The sequence below is a fragment of the Mycolicibacterium sp. TUM20985 genome, assembly GCF_030295745.1.
Classification (GTDB): domain Bacteria; phylum Actinomycetota; class Actinomycetes; order Mycobacteriales; family Mycobacteriaceae; genus Mycobacterium.
On the sequence record NZ_AP027291.1, the window covers coordinates 1,763,280 to 1,787,904 of the forward strand.

Consider the following 24,625-nt stretch of genomic DNA (forward strand, 5'->3'; position numbering starts at 1 on the left):
GATGAGCATCGTGGGAGTCGGAATAGACCTGGTCTCCATACCGGACTTCGCCGAACAGGTCGACCAGCCGGGCACGGTGTTCGCCGAGACGTTCACCCCGGGTGAGCGCCGCGACGCCGCGGACAAGAGTTCGTCCGCGGCGCGCCACCTCGCGGCGCGTTGGGCGGCCAAGGAGGCCGTGATCAAGGCGTGGTCGGGGTCGCGGTTCTCCAAGCGGCCGATGCTGCCCGAGGGGATCCATCGCGACATCGAGATCGTCACCGACATGTGGGGACGGCCCCGCTGCCGGCTCACGGGTGCGATCGCCGAGCACCTCAAGGACATCACGATCCACCTGTCCCTGACCCATGACGGCGACACCGCTGCCGCCGTGGCGGTGCTGGAGTCCGCCTAACCCCCTTTACTCCCGCGAGCAGACGCAAAGGGCCCTCATTCGTAGCGAATGAGGGCCCTTTGCGTCTGCTCGCGGGGAGGGGCGGGAGGGGCGGGGCACTACGCTCGTCGTCATGAGCGACGTCGTCGACCGGGTCAAGTCCGTCCTGCCATCGGTGCGCGCCGATCTCGAGGATCTCGTCCGCATCGAATCGGTGTGGGCCGACCCCGGCCGCCGTGGCGAGGTCGATCGCAGCGCCGCGATGGTGTCGAAGTTGTTGTCGGAGGCGGGATTCGACGACATTCGCACCGTCAGCGAGGGCGGTGCGCCGGCCGTGATCGCTCGCCATCCCGCGCCACCCGGCGCCCCGACGGTCCTGCTCTACGCCCATCACGACGTGCAACCCGAGGGCGACACCGCCCAGTGGGCCTCGGCACCCTTCGAGCCCACCGAACGCGATGGTCGGCTGTACGGCCGCGGCACCGCCGACGACAAGGCAGGCATCGCCACCCACCTCGCCGCCATCCGCGCCTTCGATGGTGACCTCCCGGTCGGCGTCACGGTGTTCGTGGAAGGTGAGGAGGAGTCGGGTTCGCCGTCCCTGGACGCCTTGCTCGCCGCCCATCGGGATCTTCTCGCCGCCGACGTGATCGTCATCGCCGACTCGATGAACTGGACCACCCAGATCCCGTCGCTCACGGTGTCGTTACGCGGCCTTGCGGATTGCGTGGTGGAGGTGGCGACCCTCGACCACGGACTGCACTCCGGAATGTGGGGCGGTGTCGTTCCCGACGCACTCAGCGTCCTGGTGCGCCTGCTCGCCAGCCTGCACGACGACGACGGCAACGTCGCGGTCGACGGGCTGCATCACGGCACCGCGGCCGACGTCGAGTTCCCGGCCGAGCAGGTGCGCGAGGAGACCGGGATGCTCGACGGGGTCACCGAGATCGGTACGGGTTCGGTCGTCGAGCGGCTGTGGGCCAAGCCGGCGATCACGGTCATCGGCATCGACACGACTTCCATCGCGAAGTCGTCGAACACGTTGATTCCTCGGGCCCGCGCCAAGGTGAGCATGCGCGTGGCGCCAGGTGGTGACGCCAGCGAGCACATGACGGCGTTGACCCGCCACCTCGAGCGGCATGCTCCATGGGGGGCGCAGGTGACGGTCACACCGGGCGACCTCGGGCAGCCGTACGCCATCGACGCCACCGGACCCGTCTACGACGCCGCGCGGGCGGCGTTCCGGCAGGCCTGGGGCATCGACGCGATCGACATGGGCGTCGGCGGGTCGATCCCGTTCATCGCTGCGTTCGCGGCCGCCTACCCCGAGGCGAAGATCCTCGTCACCGGCGTCGAGGATCCGGCCACGCAGGCGCACAGCATCGACGAGAGCCTCGATCTCGGGGTGCTCGAGCGTGCGGCTACCTCGGAGGCTCTGCTGTTGGAAGCCCTCGGACGCGCCACGCCGCGCTAGACCGCCAGACCGCTACACCGCTAGGTCGCGACGCAGCTTCGCCACGTGGCCGGTGGCCTTCACGTTGTACTGAGCGACCTCGATCTTGCCGCTCTCGTCGACGACGAAGGTCGAGCGGATGACACCCTGAACGGTCTTGCCGTACATGGTCTTCTCGCCGAAGGCGCCCCACTCCGTGAGCACCTTGCGCTCTGGATCCGACAGCAGGGGAAAGGTCAATCCCTGGGCGTCGCGGAACTTCGCGAGCTTCTCGGGTTTGTCGGGGGAGATGCCGACGACGTCGAGGCCGGCGTCGTCCAACTCGGCCAAGCTGTCGCGGAAGTCGCAGGCCTGTTTGGTGCACCCGGGCGTGGACGCCGCCGGGTAGAAGTAGACGACGACCTTGCGCCCCTTGAAGTCGCTGAGCTCGACGGTGTGGCCGTCGGCGTCGGAGAGGCTGAAGGCGGGGGCCTTGTCGCCCGCCGCGAGGCGAGGGGTCGGTGGCATGGGTGGGTGTCCCTTCGGTCAGCCGGTGCGCGACTGCGGTTGTGGGGTCGTCGCGTGGCTGCTCTAGGGTAATTCCCCAAGACGGCAACGCGATTGAAGGGGCTGACGTGGCGGACCGGGATCCCGACAAGATCAAGCAGGACATCGACGTGGCGCGCGAGCAGCTCGCGACCACGGTCGATGCGCTGGCGGAGCGGGCGAATCCGGCGCGGATCGCCGACGACCTGAAGACGAAGGTCCTGCAGTTCGTGACCAAACCCGCCGTGGCGGTCTCGCTCGCCGGGCTGGGCACGGTCGTCGTGGTGCTGGTGATCCGACGGATCAGGGACCGCTGACGGGCTGAGGGTCAGCGACGGCGACGGCCGAAGCGGAAGAAGTCGAGGAACGAAAATCCGGGGGGGTTGGCCGTCAGCCCGAGCCTCGAGCAGTTGTAGACCACCACGATCCTCGGCGCCTCGACGTCGTCGTTCTCGACGGTCGGAGGGGCGACGGAGGGGGCCGTACCTGCGGTCAGCATCAGCTAAGACCTCGTTCCTCGTTCAGAAATCATCGCGGCTCGCCGCCTTCGCGGCTGCAGCTAACAACGATCGTAGCACTGAAATCACATCAGCGGTGCTCGAGTTGAAACCATTTTCCCTGGTTGAACCATTCGGTACCGGCGGTTTCGGATACTTCGTACGAAAGAACCGATCATGGCCGGGTAATTTCAGCACACGTCGCTCGCACCGGCGGCGTAAACGGCGAGTTAATTTACTATACCGTCAGCCGCTATCCACCACGTGTTGTCGGGGGCGGACCTGTGGGTGGCTCGGGGAACACCCCGGCAATGAAAAATCGGGCCGTCGCCGACCCGATCGTTTCTGGTGCGCCGTCAGGGTTTCGAACCCCGGACCCGCTGATTAAGAGTCAGCTGCTCTACCAACTGAGCTAACGGCGCGCGAGAGAGACGATAACAGTCCCCGGGGCGCTGGGTGAAATCCCTATGTCGAAAGTGCGACGGCCCACGAAGCGATCGCGCTGTTGTCGTCGGATTCCCTTAGACTGCTGGCAAGTAAGTGGGAATCCCATGTGAAGTCCGGTTGGAAGGTGTATCGAGCATGTCGCAGGTCCAATCGGCAGCACGTCCGCGTCGGACGCGTACCTGGCTGGCGGCCATCCTGCTGGTCCCCGCCATCGTCCTCGGCGCGAGCGCCTGCAGCAGCACGCCCGCCGCGCCGCCGCAGCCCGAGACCATTGCTGACAAGGGGACGCCGTTCGGTGACCTCCTGGTCCCGAAGCTCTCTGCATCGGTCACCGACGGGGCCGTCGGCGTCACGGTGGACGCGCCCGTGACGGTGAGCGCAGAGGACGGCGTTCTCGGTGCGGTCAACATGACCGACGATGAAGGGGCCACCGTCGCCGGCCGCCTGAGCCCCGACGGTCTGCGATGGTCCACCACCGAGCCGCTCGGCTACAACAACAAGTACACGCTCAGCGCGCAGTCGTTGGGACTCGGCGGCGTGACGAGCCGGTCGATGACCTTCCAGACGCATTCGCCCGAGAACCTGACGATGCCCTACCTCATGCCCAATGACGGTGATGTCGTCGGCATCGGCCAGCCCATCGCCGTCCGATTCGACGAGAACGTGCCGAACCGGCTCGCTGCGGAGAAGGCGATCACGGTCACCACCAATCCGCCGGTCGAGGGTGCATTCTATTGGCTGAGCAACCGTGAAGTGCGTTGGCGCCCAGAGGGTTACTGGAAGCCGGGCACGACGATCGACGTCGCCGTCAACACCTACGGAGTCGACCTCGGCGACGGGCTGTTCGGCCAGGAGAACGTCACGACGCGTTTCGCCATCGGCGACGAAGTCATCGCGACGGCCGACGACAGCACCAAGACGTTGACCGTCCGGCGCAACGGCGAGGTGGTGAAGACCATGCCGATCTCGATGGGCAAGAGCAGCACGCCGACGAGCAACGGCACGTACATCATCGGTGACCGGTTCTCGCACCTGGTCATGGATTCCTCGACCTACGGCGTGCCGTCCAACTCGCCCAACGGATATCGCACGGAGGTGGACTACGCCACCCAGATGTCCTACAGCGGGATCTACGTCCACGCGGCGCCGTGGTCGGTCGGCAGCCAGGGCTACAGCAATGTCAGCCACGGATGTCTGAACGTCAGCACCAGCAACGCGCAATGGTTCTACGAGAACACCAAGCGCGGTGACATCGTCGACGTCGTCAACACCGTCGGCTCGGTACTGCCCGGAACGGACGGACTCGGTGACTGGAACGTGCCGTGGGAGCAGTGGAAGGCCGGCAACGCCAACGTGTAGGCCTGATCTCCGAATCGGACCCGCGCACACGGTGCGACGGGTCCGATTTCGTTGGTGACCCCCCAATGCAGAAGGTCGGAGGACGTAAACGCCCTCCGACCTGCGGGGTGGCTGACGGGGCTCGAACCCGCGACTTCCAGGATCACAACCTGGTGCTCTACCAGCTGAACTACAGCCACCATTGCCGCCGAGGCGGCCCGTCGATCTTAGCCGGTCGGTCGGTCGGTGTCCGAATCGATGGGTCCACCATCGGCGGTCGGCGGTCCGAGTTCCACCGCGACCGCGGCGATGTCGCTGGTCGAGGGACCGGGTGGGGCGACGAAGGCGGTGCTCCGGTAGTACTTCAACTCGCGAATCGACTCGTGGATGTCGGCGAGGGCGCGGTGGGCCAGCCCCTTCTCCGGCTGCCCGAAGTAGATGCGCGGATACCAGCGGCGGCACAGTTCCTTGATCGAGCTGACGTCGATCATGCGGTAGTGCAGGAAGTCGTCCAGCGCCGGCATGTCGCGGGTGATGAAACCGCGGTCGGTGCCGATCGAATTGCCCGCCAACGGTGCGGTCTTCGGCTGCTTGACGTGGCCCCGGATGTAGTCGAGCACCATGGCCTCCGCTTCTGGCACGTCGACGGTGGAGGCCCGGACCTCCTCGGTGAGACCCGACTTCCGGTGCATCTTCGCGACCACGTCGACCATGCCGTCGAGCGCGGCATCATCGGCGTGGATCACGACGTCGAGGCCGTCGCCCAGCAGGTTCAGTTCCCCGTCGGTGACCAGGACGGCGATTTCGATGAGTCGGTCCGACCTCAGGTCGAGCCCCGTCATCTCGCAGTCGATCCATACCAGTTCGTCACGCACAACCGTCAACAGTATTCGCACGATCCGACGCGGCTGCCCAGACCCTCCTCGATCGGCCCCCCCGACCAGTAATGTCCCCCGGCATGAGCACCGAACCGACTGCCACCCCCGCGCAACAGATCGCGGCTGGGTACGCCGTCGAAGGCCAGGCCCTCGTCCTCGGCTCGATCGTCGTCGACGGGGTCGTGGACCCCGGCGCGCAGGTGCGGATCCCGCTCGCCACCGTCAACCGCCACGGCCTGGTCGCGGGGGCGACGGGCACCGGCAAGACGAAGTCACTCCAAGTCATCGCCGAACAGCTGTCGGCGGCCGGCGTGCCCGTGGTCATGGCCGACGTGAAGGGCGATCTGTCGGGATTGTCGCGACCCGGTGCGGTCGGAGAAAAGACCACTCAACGCGCCACCGACACGGACGACGACTGGACGCCGACGGCCTTCCCGGTCGAGTTCCTGTCCTTGGGCACCTCGGGCATCGGCGTCCCGGTGCGCGCCACGATCACCAGCTTTGGCCCGATCCTGCTGTCGAAGGTGTTGGGGCTCAATGCGACTCAGGAATCCACCCTCGGCCTGATCTTCCACTGGGCGGACCAGAAGGGTCTGTCGCTGCTCGATCTCAAGGACCTGCGCGCGGTGATCCAGTTCCTCACCAGCACCGAGGGCAAGCCCGAACTCAAGGCGCTCGGCGCGGTGTCGCCGACGACGGCGGGCGTCATCCTGCGTGCCCTGGTCAATCTCGAGGCCGAAGGCGCCGACACCTTCTTCGGTGAGCCGGAACTCGAGCCGAAGGACCTGATGCGCTTCGATGCGCAGGGCCGCGGCGTCATCACCCTGCTGGAGCTCGGCGCGCAGGCGGCCCGGCCGGTGATGTTCTCGACGTTCCTGATGTGGGTGCTGGCCGATCTGTTCACCGCGCTGCCGGAGGTCGGCGACGTCGACAAGCCCAACCTGGTGTTCTTCTTCGACGAGGCCCACCTGTTGTTCAACGACGCGTCGAAGGCGTTCCTCGAGCAGGTCGAGCAGACCGTCAAGCTGATCCGCTCCAAGGGGGTCGGGGTGTTCTTCTGCACGCAGCTCCCCACCGACGTGCCCAACAACGTCCTGTCGCAACTCGGTGCCCGCGTGCAGCATGCGCTGCGCGCGTTCACCCCCGACGATCAGAAGGCCTTGACCAAGACGGTGCGCACCTACCCGAAGACCACCGTCTACGACCTCGAAGAAGCGCTCACCTCGCTGGGCATCGGTGAGGCCATCGTCACCGTGCTGTCCGAGAAGGGCGCCCCCACCCCGGTGGCGTGGACCAGGATGCGGGCCCCGCGTTCGCTGATGGACACCATCGGTCCCGACGCGATCACCGCCGCCGCCAAGGCCTCGCCGCTGCAGGCCGAATACGGCCAGACGATCGACCGCGAGTCCGCCTACGAGCGGCTCAACGCCAAAGTCGCACCGCCCGAAGCGCTCCCGCCGCCGCTGCCCTCGGGTGACGGAGGACTCGCCAGCGCCTCGGGACGCGGCAAGATCGCGACGCCCAAGGAAGAGCCCGGCGTGGTGTCCGAGGTGCTGCAGAGCTCGGCATTCAAGAGCTTCCTGCGGTCCGCGGCCACCGTGGCCGGCCGCGAGATCACCCGCAGCGTGTTCGGTACGGGCCGCCGGCGCCGTTAGTCGCCGCCGAGCTTCTTGTAGACCGCTCCGACGATCGGGGTGACGATGGATCGCGGCGCGTAGCCGCTGGCCACCGACATCGCCTTGGACGTCACGCCGGGCACGACGCGCATCTTGTTGCGCTCCAAGCCATCCAGTGACAGCTTCGCGGTGTGTTCGGTGGAGATCCACAGGAAGTCGGGGATCAGCTTGTCGACGAGGGACTGCTCGTCGGGGTTCGGCAGGTCGGTGCGGACGGGGCCCGGCGCCAGCACGGTGACGTGGATTCCGAGGGACTTCACCTCACCGCGCAGCGACTCACTGAAGGTGTTGACGAAGGCCTTGGAGGCGGCATAGGTCGCGTTGTTCGGGATCGGTGAATTTCCCGCCGCGGAGCCGGAGATCAGGATGCCCCCTGCACGCCGAGCGACCATTCCCGGCAGGACGGCCAGCACCAGATCGTGGACGCCGAGGACGTTGAGTTGCACTTGCGCCTTCTCGCCGTCGACGTCGAGCTTCGCCACCGGGCCGAACGTCGCCGTGCCGGCATTGGCGCACAGGATGGACACGTTGCGCTGCGCGAGCTCGTCGCAAAGCGCCGCCCGCTGACCGGGATCCACCAGATCGACCGGCCGGACTTCGACGGTGACGCCGTAGCGCCCGGTCAACTCGTCGGCCAGAGAGGTCAGCACGTCTTCGCGGCGGGCGGTGATGATCAGGTGGTGCCCTCGGGCGGCGAGCTCGGTGGCCAATGCCTCGCCGATGTTCTGAGAGGCGCCGGTGACGACGGCGCGCGCGTCGGGGCTGGGAGCGGGTACGGACATGGGCCCAATCGTAAGTACCAATAGAGTGCGTTCATGACCAACCCCGCGGGGTCTCGCACCGCGGGCCGGCTGCCGGTCGTCGCGTGGGCCCTGTGGGACTGCGGAGCGACCGGCGTGAACGCGATCGTCGTCACGTTCGTCTACTCCGTCTACCTCACCCAACAGGTGGGGGTGGGGCTGCCGGGGCCGACGACCCCCGCAAGCTGGCTCGGCCGGGTGCTGACCATTTCCGGGTTGTTCGTCGCCCTGCTGGCCCCGGCGACGGGGGTCCTGGTCGATGCGCCGCACCGCCGCCGCACCGTGCTGGCCATCCTGACCGGTGTCGTGGTGGCGCTGACGTCGGCCATGAGTCTGATCCGCGCCGACTATCACTATCTGTGGCCGGGTTTGGTGCTGCTCGCGTGTACGGCCGCGTTCAGCGACCTGGCCACGGTGCCCTACAACGCCATGCTGCGGCAGTTGTCGACCCCCGGCACGTCGGGCCGTGTTTCCGGGTTCGGTTCGGCAGCAGGCTATTTCGGAAGCGTGATGCTGCTGCTCATCGTCTACCTGGGGTTCATCGCCGGTGACGGGGACGCGCGCGGGGCGCTCTCGCTGCCCAGTGACGACGGCCAAAACGTCCGTGCGGCCGTCCTCCTGACCGCCGCGTGGTTCGCGCTGTTCGCGCTTCCACTGTTGATCACGTCGAAGGTCGTCGACACCGGGGACCGTCCGCCAACGGTCGGGGTACTCGGCGCCTACCGGGCGCTGTGGGCCGAGGTCAAGGGGGAGTGGCGCCGCGACCACCACGTCGTCTACTACCTGGTGGCCAGCGCCGTCTTCCGCGACGGGCTGACAGGGGTGTTCGCCTTCGGCGCGGTCCTCGGTGTGACGGTGTTCGGAGTGTCACCCGCCGACGTCCTGTTGTTCGGCGTGTGCGCGTGTGTGATCGCCGCGGTCGGGGCCGTCATCGGAGGTCTGCTCGACGACCGCGTCGGGTCGAAGCCCGTCATCGTCGGATCGCTGGCCGCGATGGTCGTGGTGGGGCTGACCCTGCTCAATTTGTCTGGTGTGGTGGCATTTTGGATCTGCGGGCTGCTGCTGTGTCTGTTCATCGGGCCCACCCAGTCGTCGGCGCGCACGATGATGATGCGGATGTCCACGGAGGGTAAGGAGGGGGTGGCGTTCGGCCTCTACACGACGACCGGCAGGGCGGTGTCGTTCCTCGCCCCACTGTTGTTCTTCACCTTCATCGACGTGTTCGGCACCGATCGCGCGGGGCTCGGCGGATTGGTGACCGTGCTGGTGCTAGGACTGGTCGCGATCGTCGGGGTGCGGGTGCCGGACCGGTCGCGCTAGCGACTACCCAGCGACGTGCACAGCGTCAGGCCGGTACCGGTGGTCTGCTGGGTCTCGGTGCCGTCGATGGTGATCGAGCACGTGAGCTCGTGCCCGACGTTGACGATGCTGACGCTGGCCGAACTGTTGGCTGCCCCGGCGAGTTCCACTTCCTTCGTCCACGGCAGCACGACGTTGAACTCCGTCTGCAGCACACCGCCGGTGTCGAGGTAGAGGATGCTGATCGCCCGGCCCTCGCCGGCGACCGAGTAGACGACGGTGTGCGTGCCGCTGGGCTCGACCGAATCGGTCGGCGGGATGACACCGGGTGTCGTCGTCGGCGCGCTCGTCGGGACGCGCGTCGTGGTCGGCGTCCTCGTGGTGGTGGACGGCGCGGCCGCGGTGGGCTCGAGCGGTGTCTGTGGCGGCGCTACCAAGGTGTTCTGCTGGGAGCTGTTCACGACGACGAGTCCGACGACCAACCCGAGCACGATCACCAGCGCGGTCCCCGCCAGCACCCACAGCCACCGCCGCGGTCCGCCGGGCCTCGGGGGTTCGGGCGGTGCTCCGCCAGGGGGGTTCGGGGGACCGTAGTGGCCCGTGGCGGGGGAGTCGTACCCGTAGGGCGAGTAGGCAGGCAATTGCTCGGTCGCCTTCGGCGCCTCGTATGGCGGTTGTTGGCCGTAGGGCGAGCCGGGATAGGCGGGGTAGTGGTAGGTCCCCGGATGCTCCTGACCCCATCTGTCGGGCCGTGATGGATCCGTCATCTCCACCTCATGTCTGCAGGGTACCTGCGCGCGAGAGGGGCGCGCCGGGGCTCGTTTCGATGGGCGGCGGGCGGCGGGCAGTGGTTTACCGCAATTGACGGGCGGGTACACGCAGCCGACGCCGCAGCGGCGGTTCACGAACATGGAGGCTCGGCATGCGAGGTAGCGGAATCATCGGCACGATCGTGCTCGTCTGGCTGCTCATCGGCGTCTTCGCCGCCTACCAGCGGGACTACTTCAAGTCCACCGAAACGAGCTGTGCCACAGCGGGAAGCATCGCGCTGACCGTGGTCGCGGGTCCGCTCAACTACGTGGGCGCCAACCCGAAGGTGGCCGACTGCAACGTGAACGTTCCGCAGCCCAGCCAGTAGCGTCGCTAGCCGCGGCGGGCGGGCGCGAGCGCGGCGAGCGTCATCGCCCTGAGCACCGCGCGCGACGATTCCCGCACCGCGCCCGGTCGCACGCTGTGCGGGGTGGAGTTGATCAGCCCGAAGGCGGCGTGCGCCATCAGCCTCGCATCGCCCTCGTCCACACCGGGGTCCAGGCGACGGAGCACGTCGACCCAAATCTCGACGTACTGCCGCTGCGCGCGCCGCACCTGGCGCTTGGCGGCGGCCGGTAGGTGGGCCAGGTCGCGGTCCTGGATGCGGATCAGATCGGGTTCGGTGAACGCGAAATCCAGGTGAAAGTCGACCAGACCGTCCAGCGCGGAGGTCGGTTCGGCATGGGCGGCGACGACCTCGCGCGCGCCAGCCAGCAGTCGGGTGCTGATGCCGACGAGGAGTTCGACGAGCAACGCTTCCTTGTTGGGGAAGTGACGGTAGACCGCCGGGCCCGTCACACCGGCCGCGGCGCCGATGTCCTCGAGCCGGACGGCCAGGTATCCGTGTTCGGCCACGAGACGCTCCGCTGCGGCGATCAATTGGGAGCGACGGTCCGACTTGGCCTTGCTGCGTCGGGTCACCGGCGCGGTCGACGGTGGGTTCTGCACCATCCCGCCCCTCCCGCGCTGGTAGACATTTCGGTTAATGGTCACTAACATACCACCAGTTAGTCGTCATTAACTCAAATGGAACGGGTGGGCATGGCAACGCTCGTATCGCATCGAGACCAGCACGTGGCGTTGGTGGCCGAGCTGCGGGAGAAGCTCGCGACCGCGGCGCTCGGTGGTTCCGAACGCGCGCGCGAACGTCATGTCGGCCGGGGAAAGTTGTTGCCACGCGACCGGGTCGACGGTCTCCTCGACCCCGGCAGCCCGTTCCTGGAGGTTGCTCCGCTGGCCGCCGACGGCATGTACGACGACGAGTGTCCCGGTGCGGGGATGATCGCCGGCATCGGCCGGGTCTCGGGCCGGGAATGCATGATCGTCGCCAACGACGCGACGGTCAAGGGCGGCACGTACTACCCCGTCACGGTGAAGAAACACCTTCGCGCCCAGGAGATTGCGGCGCAGAACCGCCTCCCGTGCATCTACCTCGTCGACTCGGGCGGCGCCTTCCTCCCGCGCCAGGACGAAGTCTTTCCCGACCGCGAGCACTTCGGTCGGATCTTCTTCAACCAGGCCACCCTCAGCGCCCAGGGCATCGCCCAGATCGCCGCGGTGCTCGGTTCGTGCACGGCCGGCGGCGCCTACGTCCCCGCCATGAGCGACGAGGCGGTGATCGTGCGCAACCAGGGCACGATCTTCCTCGGCGGCCCGCCGCTGGTGAAGGCTGCCACCGGCGAGGTGGTGACGGCAGAGGAACTGGGCGGCGGCGACCTGCACGCCAAGGTCTCGGGCGTCACCGACCATCTCGCGCAAGATGATCGCGACGCGTTGCGGATCGTGCGCAACATCGTCGCAACGCTCGGTCCGCGATCGGCCACGCCGTGGGACGTCCGGCCGACGGTCGCCGCCACCGCCGATCAGACCGAGCTCTACGACGTCGTGCCCACCGACTCGAAGGTGCCCTACGACGTGCACGAGGTCATCACCCGCATCGTCGACGGCGGCCAGTTCACTGAGTTCAAGGCCGAGTACGGTGCCACGCTCATCACCGGTTTCGCCCACATTCACGGCCACCCCGTCGGGATCGTGGCGAACAACGGCGTGCTCTTCGGCGAATCAGCCGTCAAGGGAGCACATTTCATCGAGCTCTGCGACAAGCGCTCGACGCCACTGCTCTTCCTGCAGAACATCGCCGGCTTCATGGTCGGCCGCGACTACGAAGCCGGTGGCATCGCCAAGCACGGCGCCAAGATGGTCACCGCCGTCGCCTGTGCGCGGGTGCCCAAGCTGACCGTCGTGATCGGCGGTTCCTATGGCGCGGGCAACTACTCGATGTGTGGGCGCGCGTATTCACCCCGCTTCCTGTGGATGTGGCCGAACGCACGGATCTCGGTGATGGGCGGCGAGCAGGCCGCGTCCGTCCTGGCGACCGTGCGCGGTGACATGGCCGCCGACGAAGAAGAGGCCTTCAAGGCGCCCATCCGCGAGCAGTACGAACGGCAGGGCAATCCGTACTACTCGACGGCCCGACTCTGGGATGACGGCGTGATCGATCCCGCTGACACCAGAACGGTTGTCGGCCTTGCTCTTTCCATCGTCGCACAGGCTCCCCTCGAGCCCGTGTCCTATGGCGTGTTCAGGATGTGACCGGGTGACCATCAAGAGCTTCGACACCGTCCTGGTCGCCAATCGAGGCGAGATCGCGGTCCGGGTCATCCGCACGTTGCGCGCTATGGGAATCCGGTCCGTCGCCGTCTTCAGCGATGCCGACGCAGGAGCCCGCCACGTCGCCGAGGCCGACGAGGCGGTGCGCCTGGGTCCGGCGCCCGCACGACAGAGCTACCTGGACATCGACGCCGTCGTCGCTGCGGCAGTCCGCACCGGCGCGCAGGCGGTGCACCCCGGGTACGGATTCCTTTCGGAGAACGCCGATTTCGCGGCCGCGCTGGCAGATGCGGGCATCACGTTCATCGGGCCGCCCGCCCACGCGATCGCGACCATGGGTGACAAGATCACCGCCAAGGACACCGTGGCGCGCTTCGGGGTGCCGGTGGTACCCGGTGTCGCCCGCCCCGGCCTGACCGACACCGAACTGGTCGCCGCCGCCGACGAGATCGGCTATCCCGTCCTAGTCAAGCCGTCCGCAGGTGGCGGCGGGAAGGGCATGCGCATGGTCGAGCGGTCGGCTGACATGCCCTCCGCCTTGACGAGCGCTCGTCGCGAATCGGCCGCCGCCTTCGGTGACGACACCCTGTTCCTGGAGCGATTCGTGTTGGTGCCCAGGCACATCGAGGTGCAGGTGCTCGCCGACGGCCACGGCAACGTGATCCATCTCGGCGAACGTGAGTGCAGTCTGCAGCGCCGCCATCAGAAGGTGATCGAAGAGGCGCCGTCACCACTGCTCGACCCCGCCACCCGTGCCCGCATCGGTGCGGCCGCATGCGATACCGCCCGCAGCGTCGCCTACATCGGAGCGGGGACCGTCGAGTTCATCGTCGGTGCAGCCGACCCGGACGAGTTCTTCTTCATGGAGATGAACACCCGGCTGCAGGTGGAACACCCCGTGACGGAGGAAGTCACGGGGTGGGACCTGGTCGAGTGGCAGATCCGCATCGCCGCCGGGGAAGAGCTCACCGCTCGCCAGGACGACATCGTGATGACCGGACACGCCATCGAGGCCCGCGTATACGCCGAGGATCCGGCCCACGGCTTCCTACCGACGGGTGGTGCCGTGCTGGCCGTCCGCGAGCCGCACGGGCCGGGAATACGGATCGATTCCGGTCTCTTCGCCGGCACCATGGTCGGCAGCGACTACGACCCGATGCTCGCCAAGGTGATCGCCCACGGCACCGACCGCGCTCACGCGTTGCGCACCCTCGACCGGGCACTGGCCCGCACCGCCGTCCTCGGCGTGGCCACGAACGTCGACTTCCTCCGCTTCCTGCTCGCCGACCCCGACGTTCAGCGGGGGCGGCTCGACACCGGACTGCTGGATCGGCGGGTGGAGGACTTCACGGGAGCCGCGGCCGGGGACGAGGAGTTCGCCGCCGCCGCGGCCTATCGCTGGCTACGCGGCTTCGAGGCGGCCGCCGGGGACCTGTGGTCGGTGCCGTCGGGATGGCGGATGGGCCAGCGGGCGGCGACCGTGCTCCGCTTGCGCTCGGGCGAGCGCACCGACCACGTTCGCATCGTCGGTCATCCCGATGCGGCCACGGTGACCGTCGAAGACGGTGGAACATGCACGTTGACAGCGTGTCTCGACGGGGATGCGCTGACCGTTACCCTCGACGGCCGACGGGCCCGCTACCGCGTCGCCGACGCCGACCACCTGATCTGGCTGGCAGGGGATGACGGAGTCGTCCGGCTCGAGGAGTTGCACGAGGCTCCGGTGCGGCCCGACGACGAGCACAGTGGTGACGCCGAACTGGTCAGCCCGATGCCGGGTTCGGTCGTCGCCATCGGCGTGGAGGATGGGGCGACGGCGACGGCGGGCACGGTCGTCGTGACCGTGGAGGCCATGAAGATGGAACACACGCTGTCGGCACCCGTCGACGGTGTCGTCGAACTACTCGTCGCCGTTGGCGATCAGGTCAAGGTGGGCCAACCGCTGGCTCGTATCACCGCCCAACTGGAGGAGTCTCAGCCATGACTGACTTTCTGTCCACCGGCACGCTGCCCGACCACTACGAGCAGCTGGCCAAGACCGTCCGCGACTTCGCCAGAAGCGTCGTTGCACCCGTGTCTGCGAAACACGATGCTGAGCACTCCTTTCCGTACGAGGTGGTCTCGGGAATGGCGGAAATGGGGCTGTTCGGGCTGCCGTTCCCCGAGGAGTACGGCGGCATGGGCGGTGACTACTTCGCACTCTGCCTGGCCCTCGAGGAGTTGGGCAAGGTCGACCAGAGTGTCGCCATCACTCTCGAGGCGGGGGTGTCACTGGGCGCCATGCCCGTCTACCGCTTCGGCAACGATGCCCAGAAGCAGGAGTGGTTGCCGCTGTTGGCCAGTGGCAAGGCGCTCGGTGCGTTCGGGCTCACCGAGGCGGGCGGCGGCACCGACGCCGGGGCCACCAAGACCACGGCCAAGCTGGACGACGGCCACTGGGTGATCAACGGCTCCAAGCAGTTCATCACCAACTCGGGTACCGACATCACCAAGCTGGTGACCGTCACCGCGGTGACGGGCGAAGTCGATGGGCGCAAGCAGATTTCGTCGATCCTGGTGCCGGTCCCGACGGAGGGTTTCACGGCCCAGCCCGCGTATGACAAGGTCGGCTGGAACGCATCGGATACCCATCCGTTGAGCTTCGACGACGTGCGCGTGCCCGAAGAGAACCTACTCGGCGAGCGTGGTCGCGGCTATGCCAACTTCCTCCGGATTCTCGACGAGGGCCGCATCGCGATCGCCGCCCTGTCGGTGGGTGTCGCTCAGGGATGTGTCGACGAGTGCGTGCGCTACGCCAAGGAGCGTGAGGCGTTCGGCGCCGCGATCGGCACCTACCAGGCCATCGCCTTCAAGGTCGCCCGCATGGAGGCCCGGGCCCACATCGCCCGTACGGCCTACTACGACGCGGCCGCACTGATGTTGGCGGGCAAGCCATTCAAGAAGGAGGCCGCGATCGCCAAGATGGTGGCCAGCGAAGCCGCCATGGACAACGCCCGCGACGGTACCCAGATCTTCGGCGGCTACGGGTTCATCAACGAGTACCCCGTCGCCCGGCACTACCGGGACAGCAAGATCCTCGAAATCGGTGAGGGCACGACCGAAGTGCAGTTGATGCTGATCGCGCGTCAGGTCGGACTGTGACCGACAAGAAGGTCGTCGTGCAGCGGGGGCTGTGGTTCGAGGAGTTCGAACCGGGGGTGCTGTACCAACATCGGCCGGGCCGCACCGTCACCGAGGCCGACAACGTCCTGTTCACCACGCTCACGATGAACACGCAGGCGCTGCACCTGGACGCCGCCTTCTCGGAGGCGTTGCCGCCGTTCAACCAACGGCTGGTGAACTCCATGTTCACGCTGTCGACGCTGGTCGGTCTGTCGGTCGCGCAGTTGACGCAGGGCACCATCGTCGGGAACCTGGGGTTCAGCGACGTCGCGTTCCCGAAACCGCTGTTCCATGGCGACACCCTGTACGCCGAGACCGAGGTGACCGACAAGCGGGAATCCAGGAGCCGGCCGGGGGAGGGCATCGTGACCTTCGCGCACACCGGTCGCAACCAGCACGGTGACGTCGTGGCCACGGCCTCGCGAAAGACGATGGTGCGCAAGCATCCTGGCGGCGATACGGCGGGAGTGGGCTGATGGCGCTCGCCGACAACGGGCCGGGCTGGCTATTCTGCCCGGCCGACCGCCCCGAGCGGTTCGAAAAGGCCGCCGCCGCAGCGGACGTCGTGATCCTCGACCTCGAGGACGGCGTTGCGGCCAAGGACCGGGAGTCCGCCCGCACCGCGCTGCTGGAGACGAGACTCGACCCCGGCCGGACCGTCGTGCGGGTCAACCCGGTGGGCACCGCCGATCACGCCCTCGACGTCGCCGCCCTGGGACGCACCGAGTACCGCACCGTGATGCTGGCCAAGAGCGAGACTCCGGAGCAGATCGGTTCGTTGGCTCCCCTCGACGTGGTGGTCTTGATCGAGACCCCCTTGGCGGCGCTGTCGGTCGCCGAGCTGGCGCGGGTGGACAACGCCGTGGCCGTGATGTGGGGCGCCGAGGACCTGTTCGCGGTCCTGGGCGGCACCGCCAACCGCCACCCCGACGGCAGCTATCGCGATGTCGCGAAACACGTTCGCTCGCAGAGTCTTCTCGCGGCCAAGGCCTACGGCCGGTTGGCGTTGGACTCGGTGTACCTCGACATCAGGGATCTGGAGGGGCTCCGCGCCGAGACCGATGACGCGGTGGCAGTCGGCTTCGACGCGAAGGTCGCCATCCATCCGACCCAGGTCGCGGTGATCAGGGCCGGCTACACCCCGACCGCCGAGCAGGTGCGCTGGGCGCGGGCCGTCCTCGACGCGGCGCGTTCGGAGCGGGGCGTGTTCCAGTTCGACGGCCAGATGGTGGACATGCCGGTGCTGCGTCGCGCTCAGCGGATCGTCCACCTGGCTCCCGCCGAATAGCCCGCTACTTCTGCTTCGCAGCAGCCAATCTGGCTGCGAATTCCGGTGATTCGATGGACTGCGCCTGAGGTCCGAGCTCGATGTCGACTGCCATGCGGTGTTGTTCGGTGTCGACGGTGCCGGGATTGGCGGTCGCCCGCATCGACGCCTTAGTGGCGATCACGACGTCACGCGGTGCCGACGCGGGTCCCGCCGCCAGTTCACGCGCCGCCGCCACGGGATCGTCGGAGACCTGCAGCGCCAGTCCGTACCGCACCGACGCCTCGGCGTCGAATCGCATCCCGAACAGCAGGGAGGCGCGCGCGACCTGCGGGCCGACCGCACGCTGGAGCATCCAGGTGGCGCCCCCACCGGGGTGGATGCCGAGCTTCTGGAACCGCGGGTCGTACAGGGCGGCCGGACCCGAGATGCGGACGTCAGCCGCGAGCGCCAGGTTCAGCCCGGCCCCGACGGCGGCTCCGTTCACCGCGGCGATCGTCGGCAGCGCGCAGTTGGCCACGGCCAGGAAGCCGTCGTAGATCACCCTGAGGCCGTCCGCGGCCGCCGCGCCGAGGGCCGTCAGGTCGGCACCCGCGCAGAACGCCTTACCCGCACCGGTGACGATGACCGCGTGGACGCCGGGATCGTTCTCGGCGGCGTCGACCGCGGCGCGCAACGCCGCGGAGATCTCCGCGGTGACTGCGTTGCGGCGATCGGGATCGTTGACCGTGATGAGGGCGACGCGGTCTAGGACCTGCGTCAGTACGAGATCGGGCACGAGGTCGAGGGTAGTGACCGGCCGTGATGTCGTCGCGACCGGCCACGGCGCCACGACGACATGCGTAGGCTCAGGGGTGAGCCGCTTCGTCGTCGACGATGAGTCGTGCGGAATCCCGTGCGAGTGACATCAACGTGGATTCGATCCGACTGTCGTTTCGCTTCGCGCGACGGCGTTCTCCAATCGAGAAGGATCGCTTGATGGCCCGCAATCATCGCGCATCGTCGTCGGCGGTCGGGGCGTGACCGCCGCACCGTCGCGACGCACCGCGAGCCCCGTCCGCCTGACCCTGTGCAGCCAGCTCGGCCGCCGGGTCGACGGCGCGTGGTGGCCGCACTCCAACCGGCTGGCCAGGGAGCTCCCAGAGCTCGTCGGGGTGCTGTACGGACGGCTCGGTGAAGTCGTCGACATCTCGGTCAACTGGTCGATGTCGGAGAACCTGCCTGATCTGAATTCGCGGCACTGGCAGAACAAGCATCAGCATCTGATGACGGTGACGGGTCGCGATGCCTGCGCCAACCTGCTGATCATCCCGAGTCTGACACCGGGGACGTTGGCGGGGCTGCTGCTACGGATCGCGGCGGGACTGCCCCTGAGCGCCGAGCATCAGGCGACCCCGCTGTTCCGCACCGCCGCCGAGATCCTCGACGCGGCCAGGGGCGACGGAGCTTTGCCGCCGGTACCCGTGCCAACCGACGCGGGCCGGGCCAGAGGCCGCCGCAAGGCGACGCCCTAGCCGACCGATACGCCTAGCTCACCAGCGACAACGCGTGGGCCCGCCGGAGCTTGCCCGACGGCGTCTTCGGGATGACGCCCGGCTGGAGCACGACGACGTTGCGAGGCCGGACGTCGACGTCGGCAAAGACCTCGTGGGCCACCTGACGCTCGATGCGGCGCACCTGCACGGGGTCCGCGAAGTCATTGGATTCGACGGCGACGGCGAAGGTCTCCCGCGACAGGCCGGCATCCAGGCGCACCGCCACCGAACAACCCGGTCGCACACCCGAGACGCGGGTAGCCGCACGTTCGATGTCGGTCGGGTAGATGTTCTTGCCCGCCATGATGATGACGTCCTTCACCCTGCCGCAGACGACGATGTCGCCGACCTCGGTCAGGTAACCCATGTCGCCGGTGTCGTACCAACCCATGTCGTCCTGCGCTCCGATGAAACCGGCCATCGTGATGTAACCCGTGGTGACCGGCTTGCCGCGGACCTGGATCACGCCGACCGCGCGGGTGGGCAGCACCCCGCTGTCCTCGTCGACGATGCGTGCCTCCAGGCCCTCGATCGGCTGACCGAGCGAGACCAGGCGTCGGGTGTTGCCCTTGGTGGCGGGAACGGCGCGATGCAGCACGGCCAGCAGATCGGCGTCGACTTCGTCGACGACCATCCCCGCACCGCACTCGGTGAACGACACGGCGACGGTCGTCTCGGCCATGCCGTAGGCCGGCACGATCGACTCCCGCCGCAAACCGAACGGGGCACCCGCCTCGCACAGATCTTCGACGTCGGCCGGGTCGACCTGTTCGGCTCCGGAGAGTGCCCAGCGCAGCGACGACAGGTCGAACTGACCCGCGGTGGCCTGCCTGCGTAGGCGTTTGGCCAGCAGGTTGTAGGCGAAGTTGGGGGCCGCCGTCATGGTGCCCTTGTACTTGTCGATGAGCTTGGCCCACAGCAGGATGTCGTGCAGGAAGTCCATCGGCGTGACCTTGACGAGCTCGGCACCGAAGTACATCGGCACGGTGAGGAAGCCGGTCATGCCCATGTCGTGAAAGCACGGCAGCCAGCTGACGATCACGTCGGTGTCCGGGTCGAAGTGCGCGCCGACGAACATCGACTCCGCATTGGCCACGATGTTGGCGTGGGAGATGCAGACGGCCTTCGGAAAGCCGGTCGAACCGGAGGTCAGCTGCATCAGCGCGAGGTCGTCGTCGGCGGTGGCCACGGGGTCCACCGCGTCGTGCACCAGCAGGTCCTCCACGGTGAGCACTCGAATTCCGCGCTCGGCCAGGACTGGCGCCGCGGGCATGAACGGATCGGAGACGATGACGACTCGCGCCTCGATCATCCCGATGACGTCCGTCGTCTCCTGTGCCCACCGCATCAGGTCGGTCCGGGGAGTGGGCTGGTGCAGCATGGTCAGGCTGGCGCCGCGCATCCAGATGCCTTGCGCGACGGGGGCGATCTCGACCGGTGCGCCGGCCAATACCGCCACGCGATCCCCGTGTCCGATTCCCGCCGCCGCCAGTCCACCTGCGATGCGTCGCGCGCGCTCGTGAACTTCACCCCAGGTGTGTCGCACGGGTGTCCCAGGGTCGCCCGTGGTCATGCCATTGCGGCTACTGACTGCGTTGGCGAACATGGTGTCAGTGAATGTGCTCACAGGAATCCTTCTGGCTTTGGCGCGTTGGCGGCGATGCAGGTCATGATCGTCGAGCAGTCCTCAGTCGAGCACCTACGAGAGGTAGCGCGGGGACTAGGCGCCAGTGCCGCGGCGTGCAGCACGGAGGACATCATCCTCGACCCTCGCGGGCGGTGATGACAGCGGAAGTGTGAACTCCTCTGGCTAATGCCGCGGGGCACGCGGATCCGGGCGATTGCGGTATCTGGGTCAGTCGGACGCCCTGACTGTACAGAATGAGGCCCTGAATAGAGACCTGGCCCGTCACCGAGGTACCGATCGATGCCGCACCGTCACCTCGCCTCGACCAAAGCAACGCCGGGAGGTGTTCGCTAGCTACTGCACACGTCATCACGTTGCCCCTGATTCCTGGTCGGCATCGAAGGATGGTTCGTCATCCCGTGCATGGTCTCCGCCGACGGCCCGTGCGGCGCGGCGACGCGCCGTCGGTGACCAAAAAGTGATGGCGGGTGCAGGATGGTCGGATGGACATCTCCAAGTGCACCGCACTGGTCATCGAGGGCCGCCGCGGCGTGCAGGCCGGCCTCGCCGACGGTGTCACGGCCCTCTACCCACGACTCGCGAACTAGTGGGCGTCCTGCGAACGCCCGACGACCGATTCGAGCGCCTGCCCGGCCATCCGTTCCCGCCGAATTACGTCCAGGTCGCCACCAAGGGCGTCGACGCCCTCCGCATGCACTACGTGGACGCGGGTCCCGCGGACGGGCCGGTGGTCCTGCTGCTGCACGGCCAACCGACGTGGTCCTACGTCTACCGCAAGGTGATCGGGGTCCTCGCCGAGGCCGGAATGAGGGTGATCGCTCCCGACAACATCGGCTACGGTCGCTCCGACAAGCTTACGGACGCAACCGATTACACGTTCGCGCGTCATGTCGACTGGCTGCACGACTTCGTCACGGCACTGGACCTGCGCGAGATCACCCTCGTCGCGCAGGACTGGGGCGGACCCCTCGGGTTGAGCGTGCTGGCCCGCGATCAGGGCCGCTTCGCCCGCGTCGTCGCCACCAACACCATCCTGCACACGTGCGACCCCGCGCTGGAGGGCCAACTCACCTGGGCCCACCACGGAGTGGGCGACGGCAGGATGATGTTGCAGGAGACGCTGTTGGACTACGTGGCGTTCTACCAGCGGGCGCCCGACATCGTGCCCAGCCTCTTCTTGAACGCGGTCGCAGGTCCGCTGCCCGAAGACGTGCGGGCCGCCTACGACGCCCCCTTCCCGAACAAGTCCTACAAGGCGGGTCTGCGTCAGCTCATCGCGCTGATCCCGCTCACCCGCAACGATCCGGGCGCGGCCATCGGCCGCGCCACCATGGCCGTGTTGGAGCAGTGGGAGAAGCCATTCCTCACCGCCTACTCCGACGGGGACCCCGCGACCTGCGGCTGGGATCACGTCTTCCAGCAGCGCGTTCCGGGTGCGCGCGGGCAGAACCACGTGAGCATCACCGGTGCCGGACACTTCGTCCAGGAGCAGCGCGGCGAGGAACTTGGCCGCATCGTGGCAGACTTCGTGGCTCACACCTCGCCGCCGACCACCTGAGAGCGGGCTAACACCCTCGGGCTAGGACTTGCGAAGCAGTGCTGCCGCACGGACGTCGTCGCCGACGCGCAGCGCGATGTGCGCCTCCCCGCCGCGGCGGGCATATCCGATCGTCACCTCTTCGCCGTACCTGATGGGTTTGCGGTACTCGACAACCGCCCGGTACGGCGCCTCGCACAGATCTGGCTCCAGGGCCATCACCTCGTGGATCGCGTGCCAGTAGGCGGTGTTGGTGACGTGTTGAAAGATGTCGATGTCCGTGCGGCGCAAGCCAAATGGAGCCACGGTGTCGAACTCGTCGGGATTCTGGAGCCACGGCCGCCACTTCAGGCGGTGCTCGTCGGCAGTGCTCGCAAACCTGTCGATGAGGGTCTGGGTCACCCGGGAGGGCGTCAGGGTGTCCTTGTTCATGCAAATCCAGAAGCCCTCGGTCTGGATCCGGCCGCCCTCGGCGCCGACCAGGTCGACCCGCATGGTGCACCACCGCGTCGACAGCGCCGAGCACCACCGGCTGAACGTCACGTCGTTGGGCCACTCGATCGGCTCGATCACGTCGATGACGGTGCGGTTGACGATCCAGTGCGGATGCGCCTCGGCCTCTCCGGCGTCGACGAGGTTCTCCGCACCCACCTCCTGGATGTAGCGGGCCACGCCGTCGAGGCGCAGGTGGAGGTGCTCGTCCATGTCGCTGGTCGCCACCGGCCATGACGTCCGGTAGACGTAACCGTCGGCAGGGAGGGCGCGCAGAGGGCGGTCGACTTCGGGATTGCTCATTGCGTTCCTGTGTACCCGACTCACTCGTCCAGCGGATCACCCGTGACGACGTCGGTGATGGTGATGTCGATGGGTCGGCGATCGGCGGGCGAGTGGCCCAGCAGCTCGGCGATCACCTCGATGGTGGTGGCGCGGATGTGGCCGGCGAGCTCGTTGAGCGGTGTGCCGTAGCTGCCGGTGATCTCGATCAGCACTCCGAGGAGGGTGTCGGACTGGGTGTCGATGTCGAAGACGATCCGGGTGGGTGCGCACAGAAAGCGTTGCCGCAACACGATGGTGAGGGTGCTGCGCAGGACGTGGTCACTGATGAAGATGCGGCCGAGGCCAGGCCGCCCGGGCGGCGTCTCGGCGAGGAGCATCTGCCCGCCCGGGCGGGCCGTCTGCCGGACCACCGAGATCACGCGGTCGGCGATCGCATCCCAGCCGGGTTCGGGGGCGGTGCGCAGGTATTCGATCGCCCGGAAGAGCGGATCGGAGGGAGTGTTCGGAGAACTCATAGCCACCGTCCCAGCCGGGTTCGAAGGGTGGCGGTGGCGCGGAAGTGGTGGCCGCGTGCCGCGCGTAACCGGTGCAGCGCCGGACCGTACCGGTGTACGACGACCTCGAAGGCTTCCCGGTCACCGAGCGAGGCGGCCGTGAGGATGGCGTTCTCGCCAGCGCCGGCAACCCCGTCGCCACCGGCGTCTGCGGGCACGCACCCCTCCAGGTAGTTCGGCATCGGACGTCCCCGTGGGACGTGGACACGTCGATCCTAGAGCCGGACCCATCTGCGGCAGTATCGAATTGCGCCGCATCCGCAACCCGGGAGTGCGATGGTGATGTGAGCGGCTTCACGTCGATGCGACGTTCGGATTCCAGCGTCGCGCCCGACGGAACCTACGACATCTCGCGCGAGATGGCTCGCCGCATCCCGGCGGGACGGAACACGACGGAAGGAATCGATCATGGGCATCGTGGACAAGCCAAGAACGCCGCCGAAGACGCCATCGGCAAGGCCAAGGAGGTCATTGGCGACGTGACGGGCAATGAGAAGCTGGAGGCCGAGGGCAAGAAGGATCAGGGCGTCTCCGGAGTGAAGAAGGTCGGCGAGAACATCAAGGACACCTTCAACAAGTAAGCGCCTACCTGCCGGACCGCGAAACGCCTTCCTTCTGGCGGCTTGGCGCGGTCCGGCAGTTCCCCGAACGGCATCACAGCCGATGACCCGAGTAGAGAAAGGACGACGATGACGAGCTCGCTGGGAAAGACCACGATCGCCGATGCGGTCGTGTCGAAGATCGCCGGTATCGCGGCTCGCGAGGTCAGCGGTGTCTACGACCTGGGCGGCGGGGCGTCACGCGCGGTGGGCGCACTGCCCGGACGGATTCCGGGCGCCACCGTCGATCATTCGCAGGGTGTGTCGGTCGGGGTCGGCGAGAAGCAGGCCGCCGGTCACGCGGGTGCAGTGACCCGTGTGTTTTTTGGGCAAGGGGATGTGCGGATGAGCGTGCCCGACGACGCCGACGTCATCGCCGCCACCGTCGCCGCGGTGCCGGGGGTGGCCGCACTGCATGCCGGAATGTTCGGTGAGGCCGCCATGTACCCGCCCGGTCACCCGGTGCCCGGGATCCGTGCCAACGCCGACGGTGGCACCGTCGCGGCGGCGTCGTGACCGCGGCGCGGTGGGATCGCTACCCGGATCGGGCCGCCGCCCGGCGCGCCGCAGCACTGGCATTGCATCCGGATCGTGGCGGTGACGCGGCGGCCTTCGCCGAGGCACTGGCCTCGATCGACGAGCACTTCAGTTCGCGCCCTGTGATCGTCGGGCGAGGGGGTGGGCTGCGGCGGACACTGCGGCGCATCCTCCGCCGACGTCGATACATCCAGCTTTGACATCAGGGCAATGCGCGCCAGAATCACTGGCGCGCACTAGCACTCGTAGGCTTCCATGACCGGATTGCCCTCGTCAGGTTTTCAGGACCTGAGCGAGCAACTG

Annotated in this window: 28 protein-coding genes and 2 tRNA genes; 17 read left to right on the forward strand and 13 right to left on the reverse strand. The window is 67.7% G+C overall.

Translation table 11 applies throughout. From position 1 onward, the window contains the following. The first annotated feature begins 1 nt into the window (after position 1). Both acpS and QUE68_RS08675 read left to right on the forward strand, forming a co-directional pair. Positions 2-394, forward strand: a complete 393-nt coding sequence (gene acpS, locus QUE68_RS08670; RefSeq protein ID WP_284233574.1) for a holo-ACP synthase AcpS — start codon at positions 2-4, stop codon at positions 392-394. Positions 395-506: 112 nt separating this feature from the next. Further along, positions 507-1,847 (forward strand): dipeptidase, encoded by a 1,341-nt coding sequence (locus QUE68_RS08675; protein ID WP_286275424.1) that lies wholly within the window; start codon positions 507-509, stop codon positions 1,845-1,847. Between the two features lie 12 nt (positions 1,848-1,859). Here the strand turns inward: QUE68_RS08675 and bcp are convergent, their stop codons facing one another. Next, entirely contained in the window at positions 1,860-2,333 is a 474-nt protein-coding gene (gene bcp, locus QUE68_RS08680) for a thioredoxin-dependent thiol peroxidase (protein ID WP_284225582.1), read from the reverse strand. A gap of 107 nt (positions 2,334-2,440) precedes the next feature. On the opposite strand from bcp, the gene QUE68_RS08685 reads away from it, so the two are divergent. Continuing rightward, complete coding sequence (locus QUE68_RS08685) at positions 2,441-2,668, forward strand: DUF3618 domain-containing protein (RefSeq protein ID WP_284225583.1); 228 nt, start codon at positions 2,441-2,443, stop codon at positions 2,666-2,668. A gap of 11 nt (positions 2,669-2,679) precedes the next feature. Here the strand turns inward: QUE68_RS08685 and QUE68_RS08690 are convergent, their stop codons facing one another. Both QUE68_RS08690 and QUE68_RS08695 read right to left on the reverse strand, forming a co-directional pair. Beyond that, the gene (locus tag QUE68_RS08690; protein WP_284225584.1) at positions 2,680-2,850 is read right to left on the reverse strand and encodes a hypothetical protein; all 171 of its coding nucleotides are present in this window, start codon (positions 2,848-2,850) and stop codon (positions 2,680-2,682) included. A 344-nt stretch (positions 2,851-3,194) separates the two neighbouring features. Beyond that, positions 3,195-3,270 (reverse strand) — tRNA-Lys (locus QUE68_RS08695). A 160-nt stretch (positions 3,271-3,430) separates the two neighbouring features. Here QUE68_RS08695 and QUE68_RS08700 point away from each other — a divergent pair. Beyond that, complete coding sequence (locus QUE68_RS08700; RefSeq protein ID WP_284225585.1) at positions 3,431-4,654, forward strand: L,D-transpeptidase; 1,224 nt, start codon at positions 3,431-3,433, stop codon at positions 4,652-4,654. Between the two features lie 106 nt (positions 4,655-4,760). Here QUE68_RS08700 and QUE68_RS08705 read toward each other — a convergent pair. Together QUE68_RS08705 and orn are read right to left on the reverse strand one after the other, a co-directional pair. Next, a tRNA-His gene (locus tag QUE68_RS08705) sits at positions 4,761-4,833 on the reverse strand. Positions 4,834-4,860: 27 nt separating this feature from the next. Next, a complete protein-coding gene (gene orn / locus QUE68_RS08710) occupies positions 4,861-5,508 on the reverse strand; it encodes an oligoribonuclease (protein ID WP_286275425.1) in 648 nt (215 codons plus the stop codon). Between the two features lie 83 nt (positions 5,509-5,591). Between orn and QUE68_RS08715 the strand changes: the two genes are divergently transcribed. Next, the gene (locus QUE68_RS08715) at positions 5,592-7,166 is read left to right on the forward strand and encodes a helicase HerA-like domain-containing protein (protein WP_284233588.1); all 1,575 of its coding nucleotides are present in this window, start codon (positions 5,592-5,594) and stop codon (positions 7,164-7,166) included. Here QUE68_RS08715 and cmrA read toward each other — a convergent pair. Next, a complete protein-coding gene (cmrA, locus tag QUE68_RS08720; protein WP_284225588.1) occupies positions 7,163-7,969 on the reverse strand; it encodes a mycolate reductase in 807 nt (268 codons plus the stop codon). The genes QUE68_RS08715 and cmrA overlap by 4 nt on opposite strands. A 33-nt stretch (positions 7,970-8,002) precedes the next feature. Here cmrA and QUE68_RS08725 point away from each other — a divergent pair, with 33 nt between their 5' ends. After that, a complete protein-coding gene (locus QUE68_RS08725; protein WP_286275426.1) occupies positions 8,003-9,307 on the forward strand; it encodes an MFS transporter in 1,305 nt (434 codons plus the stop codon). Here the strand turns inward: QUE68_RS08725 and QUE68_RS08730 are convergent. Next, the gene (locus tag QUE68_RS08730; RefSeq protein ID WP_286275427.1) at positions 9,304-10,053 is read right to left on the reverse strand and encodes an MmpS family transport accessory protein; all 750 of its coding nucleotides are present in this window, start codon (positions 10,051-10,053) and stop codon (positions 9,304-9,306) included. The genes QUE68_RS08725 and QUE68_RS08730 overlap by 4 nt on opposite strands. 155 nt (positions 10,054-10,208) lie before the next feature. Here QUE68_RS08730 and QUE68_RS08735 point away from each other — a divergent pair, with 155 nt between their 5' ends. Then, positions 10,209-10,424 carry a hypothetical protein gene (locus QUE68_RS08735; RefSeq protein WP_284225591.1) on the forward strand — a complete coding sequence of 72 codons (216 nt, stop codon included), beginning with the start codon at positions 10,209-10,211 and terminating at the stop codon, positions 10,422-10,424. Positions 10,425-10,429: 5 nt separating this feature from the next. Here the strand turns inward: QUE68_RS08735 and QUE68_RS08740 are convergent, their stop codons facing one another. Further along, a complete protein-coding gene (locus QUE68_RS08740) occupies positions 10,430-11,047 on the reverse strand; it encodes an SACE_7040 family transcriptional regulator (RefSeq protein WP_286275428.1) in 618 nt (205 codons plus the stop codon). Between the two features lie 90 nt (positions 11,048-11,137). On the opposite strand from QUE68_RS08740, the gene QUE68_RS08745 reads away from it, so the two are divergent. From QUE68_RS08745 to QUE68_RS08765, 5 genes are read left to right on the forward strand one after another with little or no spacing between them, the layout of a single operon-like run. Next, positions 11,138-12,688, forward strand: a complete 1,551-nt coding sequence (locus QUE68_RS08745) for a carboxyl transferase domain-containing protein (protein ID WP_286275429.1) — start codon at positions 11,138-11,140, stop codon at positions 12,686-12,688. Between the two features lie 4 nt (positions 12,689-12,692). Further along, entirely contained in the window at positions 12,693-14,690 is a 1,998-nt protein-coding gene (locus tag QUE68_RS08750) for an acetyl/propionyl/methylcrotonyl-CoA carboxylase subunit alpha (protein WP_286275430.1), read from the forward strand. Then, positions 14,687-15,847, forward strand: a complete 1,161-nt coding sequence (locus QUE68_RS08755; protein ID WP_284233600.1) for an acyl-CoA dehydrogenase family protein — start codon at positions 14,687-14,689, stop codon at positions 15,845-15,847. The genes QUE68_RS08750 and QUE68_RS08755 overlap by 4 nt, the downstream gene beginning before the upstream one ends. Next, on the forward strand, positions 15,844-16,344 hold the full coding sequence (locus tag QUE68_RS08760; protein ID WP_284225598.1) for a MaoC family dehydratase: 501 nt from the start codon (positions 15,844-15,846) through the stop codon (positions 16,342-16,344). Before QUE68_RS08755 ends, QUE68_RS08760 begins: the two co-directional genes overlap by 4 nt. Continuing rightward, positions 16,344-17,156: an HpcH/HpaI aldolase/citrate lyase family protein gene (locus QUE68_RS08765; RefSeq protein ID WP_284233603.1), complete on the forward strand. Its 813-nt coding sequence runs from the start codon at positions 16,344-16,346 to the stop codon at positions 17,154-17,156. The genes QUE68_RS08760 and QUE68_RS08765 overlap by 1 nt, the downstream gene beginning before the upstream one ends. Before the next feature lie 4 nt (positions 17,157-17,160). On the opposite strand, the gene QUE68_RS08770 is transcribed toward QUE68_RS08765, so the two are convergent. After that, entirely contained in the window at positions 17,161-17,913 is a 753-nt protein-coding gene (locus QUE68_RS08770; protein WP_284233605.1) for an enoyl-CoA hydratase, read from the reverse strand. A 241-nt stretch (positions 17,914-18,154) separates the two neighbouring features. Between QUE68_RS08770 and QUE68_RS08775 the strand changes: the two genes are divergently transcribed. Beyond that, positions 18,155-18,649 carry a DUF5994 family protein gene (locus tag QUE68_RS08775; RefSeq protein WP_284225602.1) on the forward strand — a complete coding sequence of 165 codons (495 nt, stop codon included), beginning with the start codon at positions 18,155-18,157 and terminating at the stop codon, positions 18,647-18,649. Between the two features lie 13 nt (positions 18,650-18,662). On the opposite strand, the gene QUE68_RS08780 is transcribed toward QUE68_RS08775, so the two are convergent. Then, positions 18,663-20,297, reverse strand: a complete 1,635-nt coding sequence (locus tag QUE68_RS08780) for a fatty acyl-AMP ligase (RefSeq protein WP_284233607.1) — start codon at positions 20,295-20,297, stop codon at positions 18,663-18,665. A gap of 607 nt (positions 20,298-20,904) precedes the next feature. On the opposite strand from QUE68_RS08780, the gene QUE68_RS08785 reads away from it, so the two are divergent. Next, complete coding sequence (locus QUE68_RS08785; RefSeq protein ID WP_284233609.1) at positions 20,905-21,876, forward strand: haloalkane dehalogenase; 972 nt, start codon at positions 20,905-20,907, stop codon at positions 21,874-21,876. A 21-nt stretch (positions 21,877-21,897) separates the two neighbouring features. Here the strand turns inward: QUE68_RS08785 and QUE68_RS08790 are convergent, their stop codons facing one another. The 3 genes from QUE68_RS08790 to QUE68_RS08800 are packed head-to-tail and all read right to left on the reverse strand — an operon-like array spanning position 21,898 to position 23,368. After that, entirely contained in the window at positions 21,898-22,650 is a 753-nt protein-coding gene (locus tag QUE68_RS08790; protein ID WP_284233611.1) for an acyl-[acyl-carrier-protein] thioesterase, read from the reverse strand. A 20-nt stretch (positions 22,651-22,670) separates the two neighbouring features. Further along, positions 22,671-23,147, reverse strand: a complete 477-nt coding sequence (locus QUE68_RS08795; protein WP_284233613.1) for a hypothetical protein — start codon at positions 23,145-23,147, stop codon at positions 22,671-22,673. After that, complete coding sequence (locus QUE68_RS08800; protein ID WP_284225608.1) at positions 23,144-23,368, reverse strand: hypothetical protein; 225 nt, start codon at positions 23,366-23,368, stop codon at positions 23,144-23,146. The genes QUE68_RS08795 and QUE68_RS08800 overlap by 4 nt, the downstream gene beginning before the upstream one ends. Before the next feature lie 18 nt (positions 23,369-23,386). Between QUE68_RS08800 and QUE68_RS29605 the strand changes: the two genes are divergently transcribed. From QUE68_RS29605 to QUE68_RS08815, 3 genes are all read left to right on the forward strand, one after another. Further along, on the forward strand, positions 23,387-23,767 hold the full coding sequence (locus tag QUE68_RS29605; RefSeq protein WP_454786435.1) for a CsbD family protein: 381 nt from the start codon (positions 23,387-23,389) through the stop codon (positions 23,765-23,767). Positions 23,768-23,875: 108 nt separating this feature from the next. Continuing rightward, positions 23,876-24,301 carry an Asp23/Gls24 family envelope stress response protein gene (locus QUE68_RS08810; RefSeq protein ID WP_284233616.1) on the forward strand — a complete coding sequence of 142 codons (426 nt, stop codon included), beginning with the start codon at positions 23,876-23,878 and terminating at the stop codon, positions 24,299-24,301. After that, positions 24,298-24,522, forward strand: coding sequence for a hypothetical protein (locus QUE68_RS08815; RefSeq protein WP_284233618.1), 225 nt, complete (start codon positions 24,298-24,300; stop codon positions 24,520-24,522). Before QUE68_RS08810 ends, QUE68_RS08815 begins: the two co-directional genes overlap by 4 nt. Positions 24,523-24,625 lie beyond the last annotated feature (103 nt).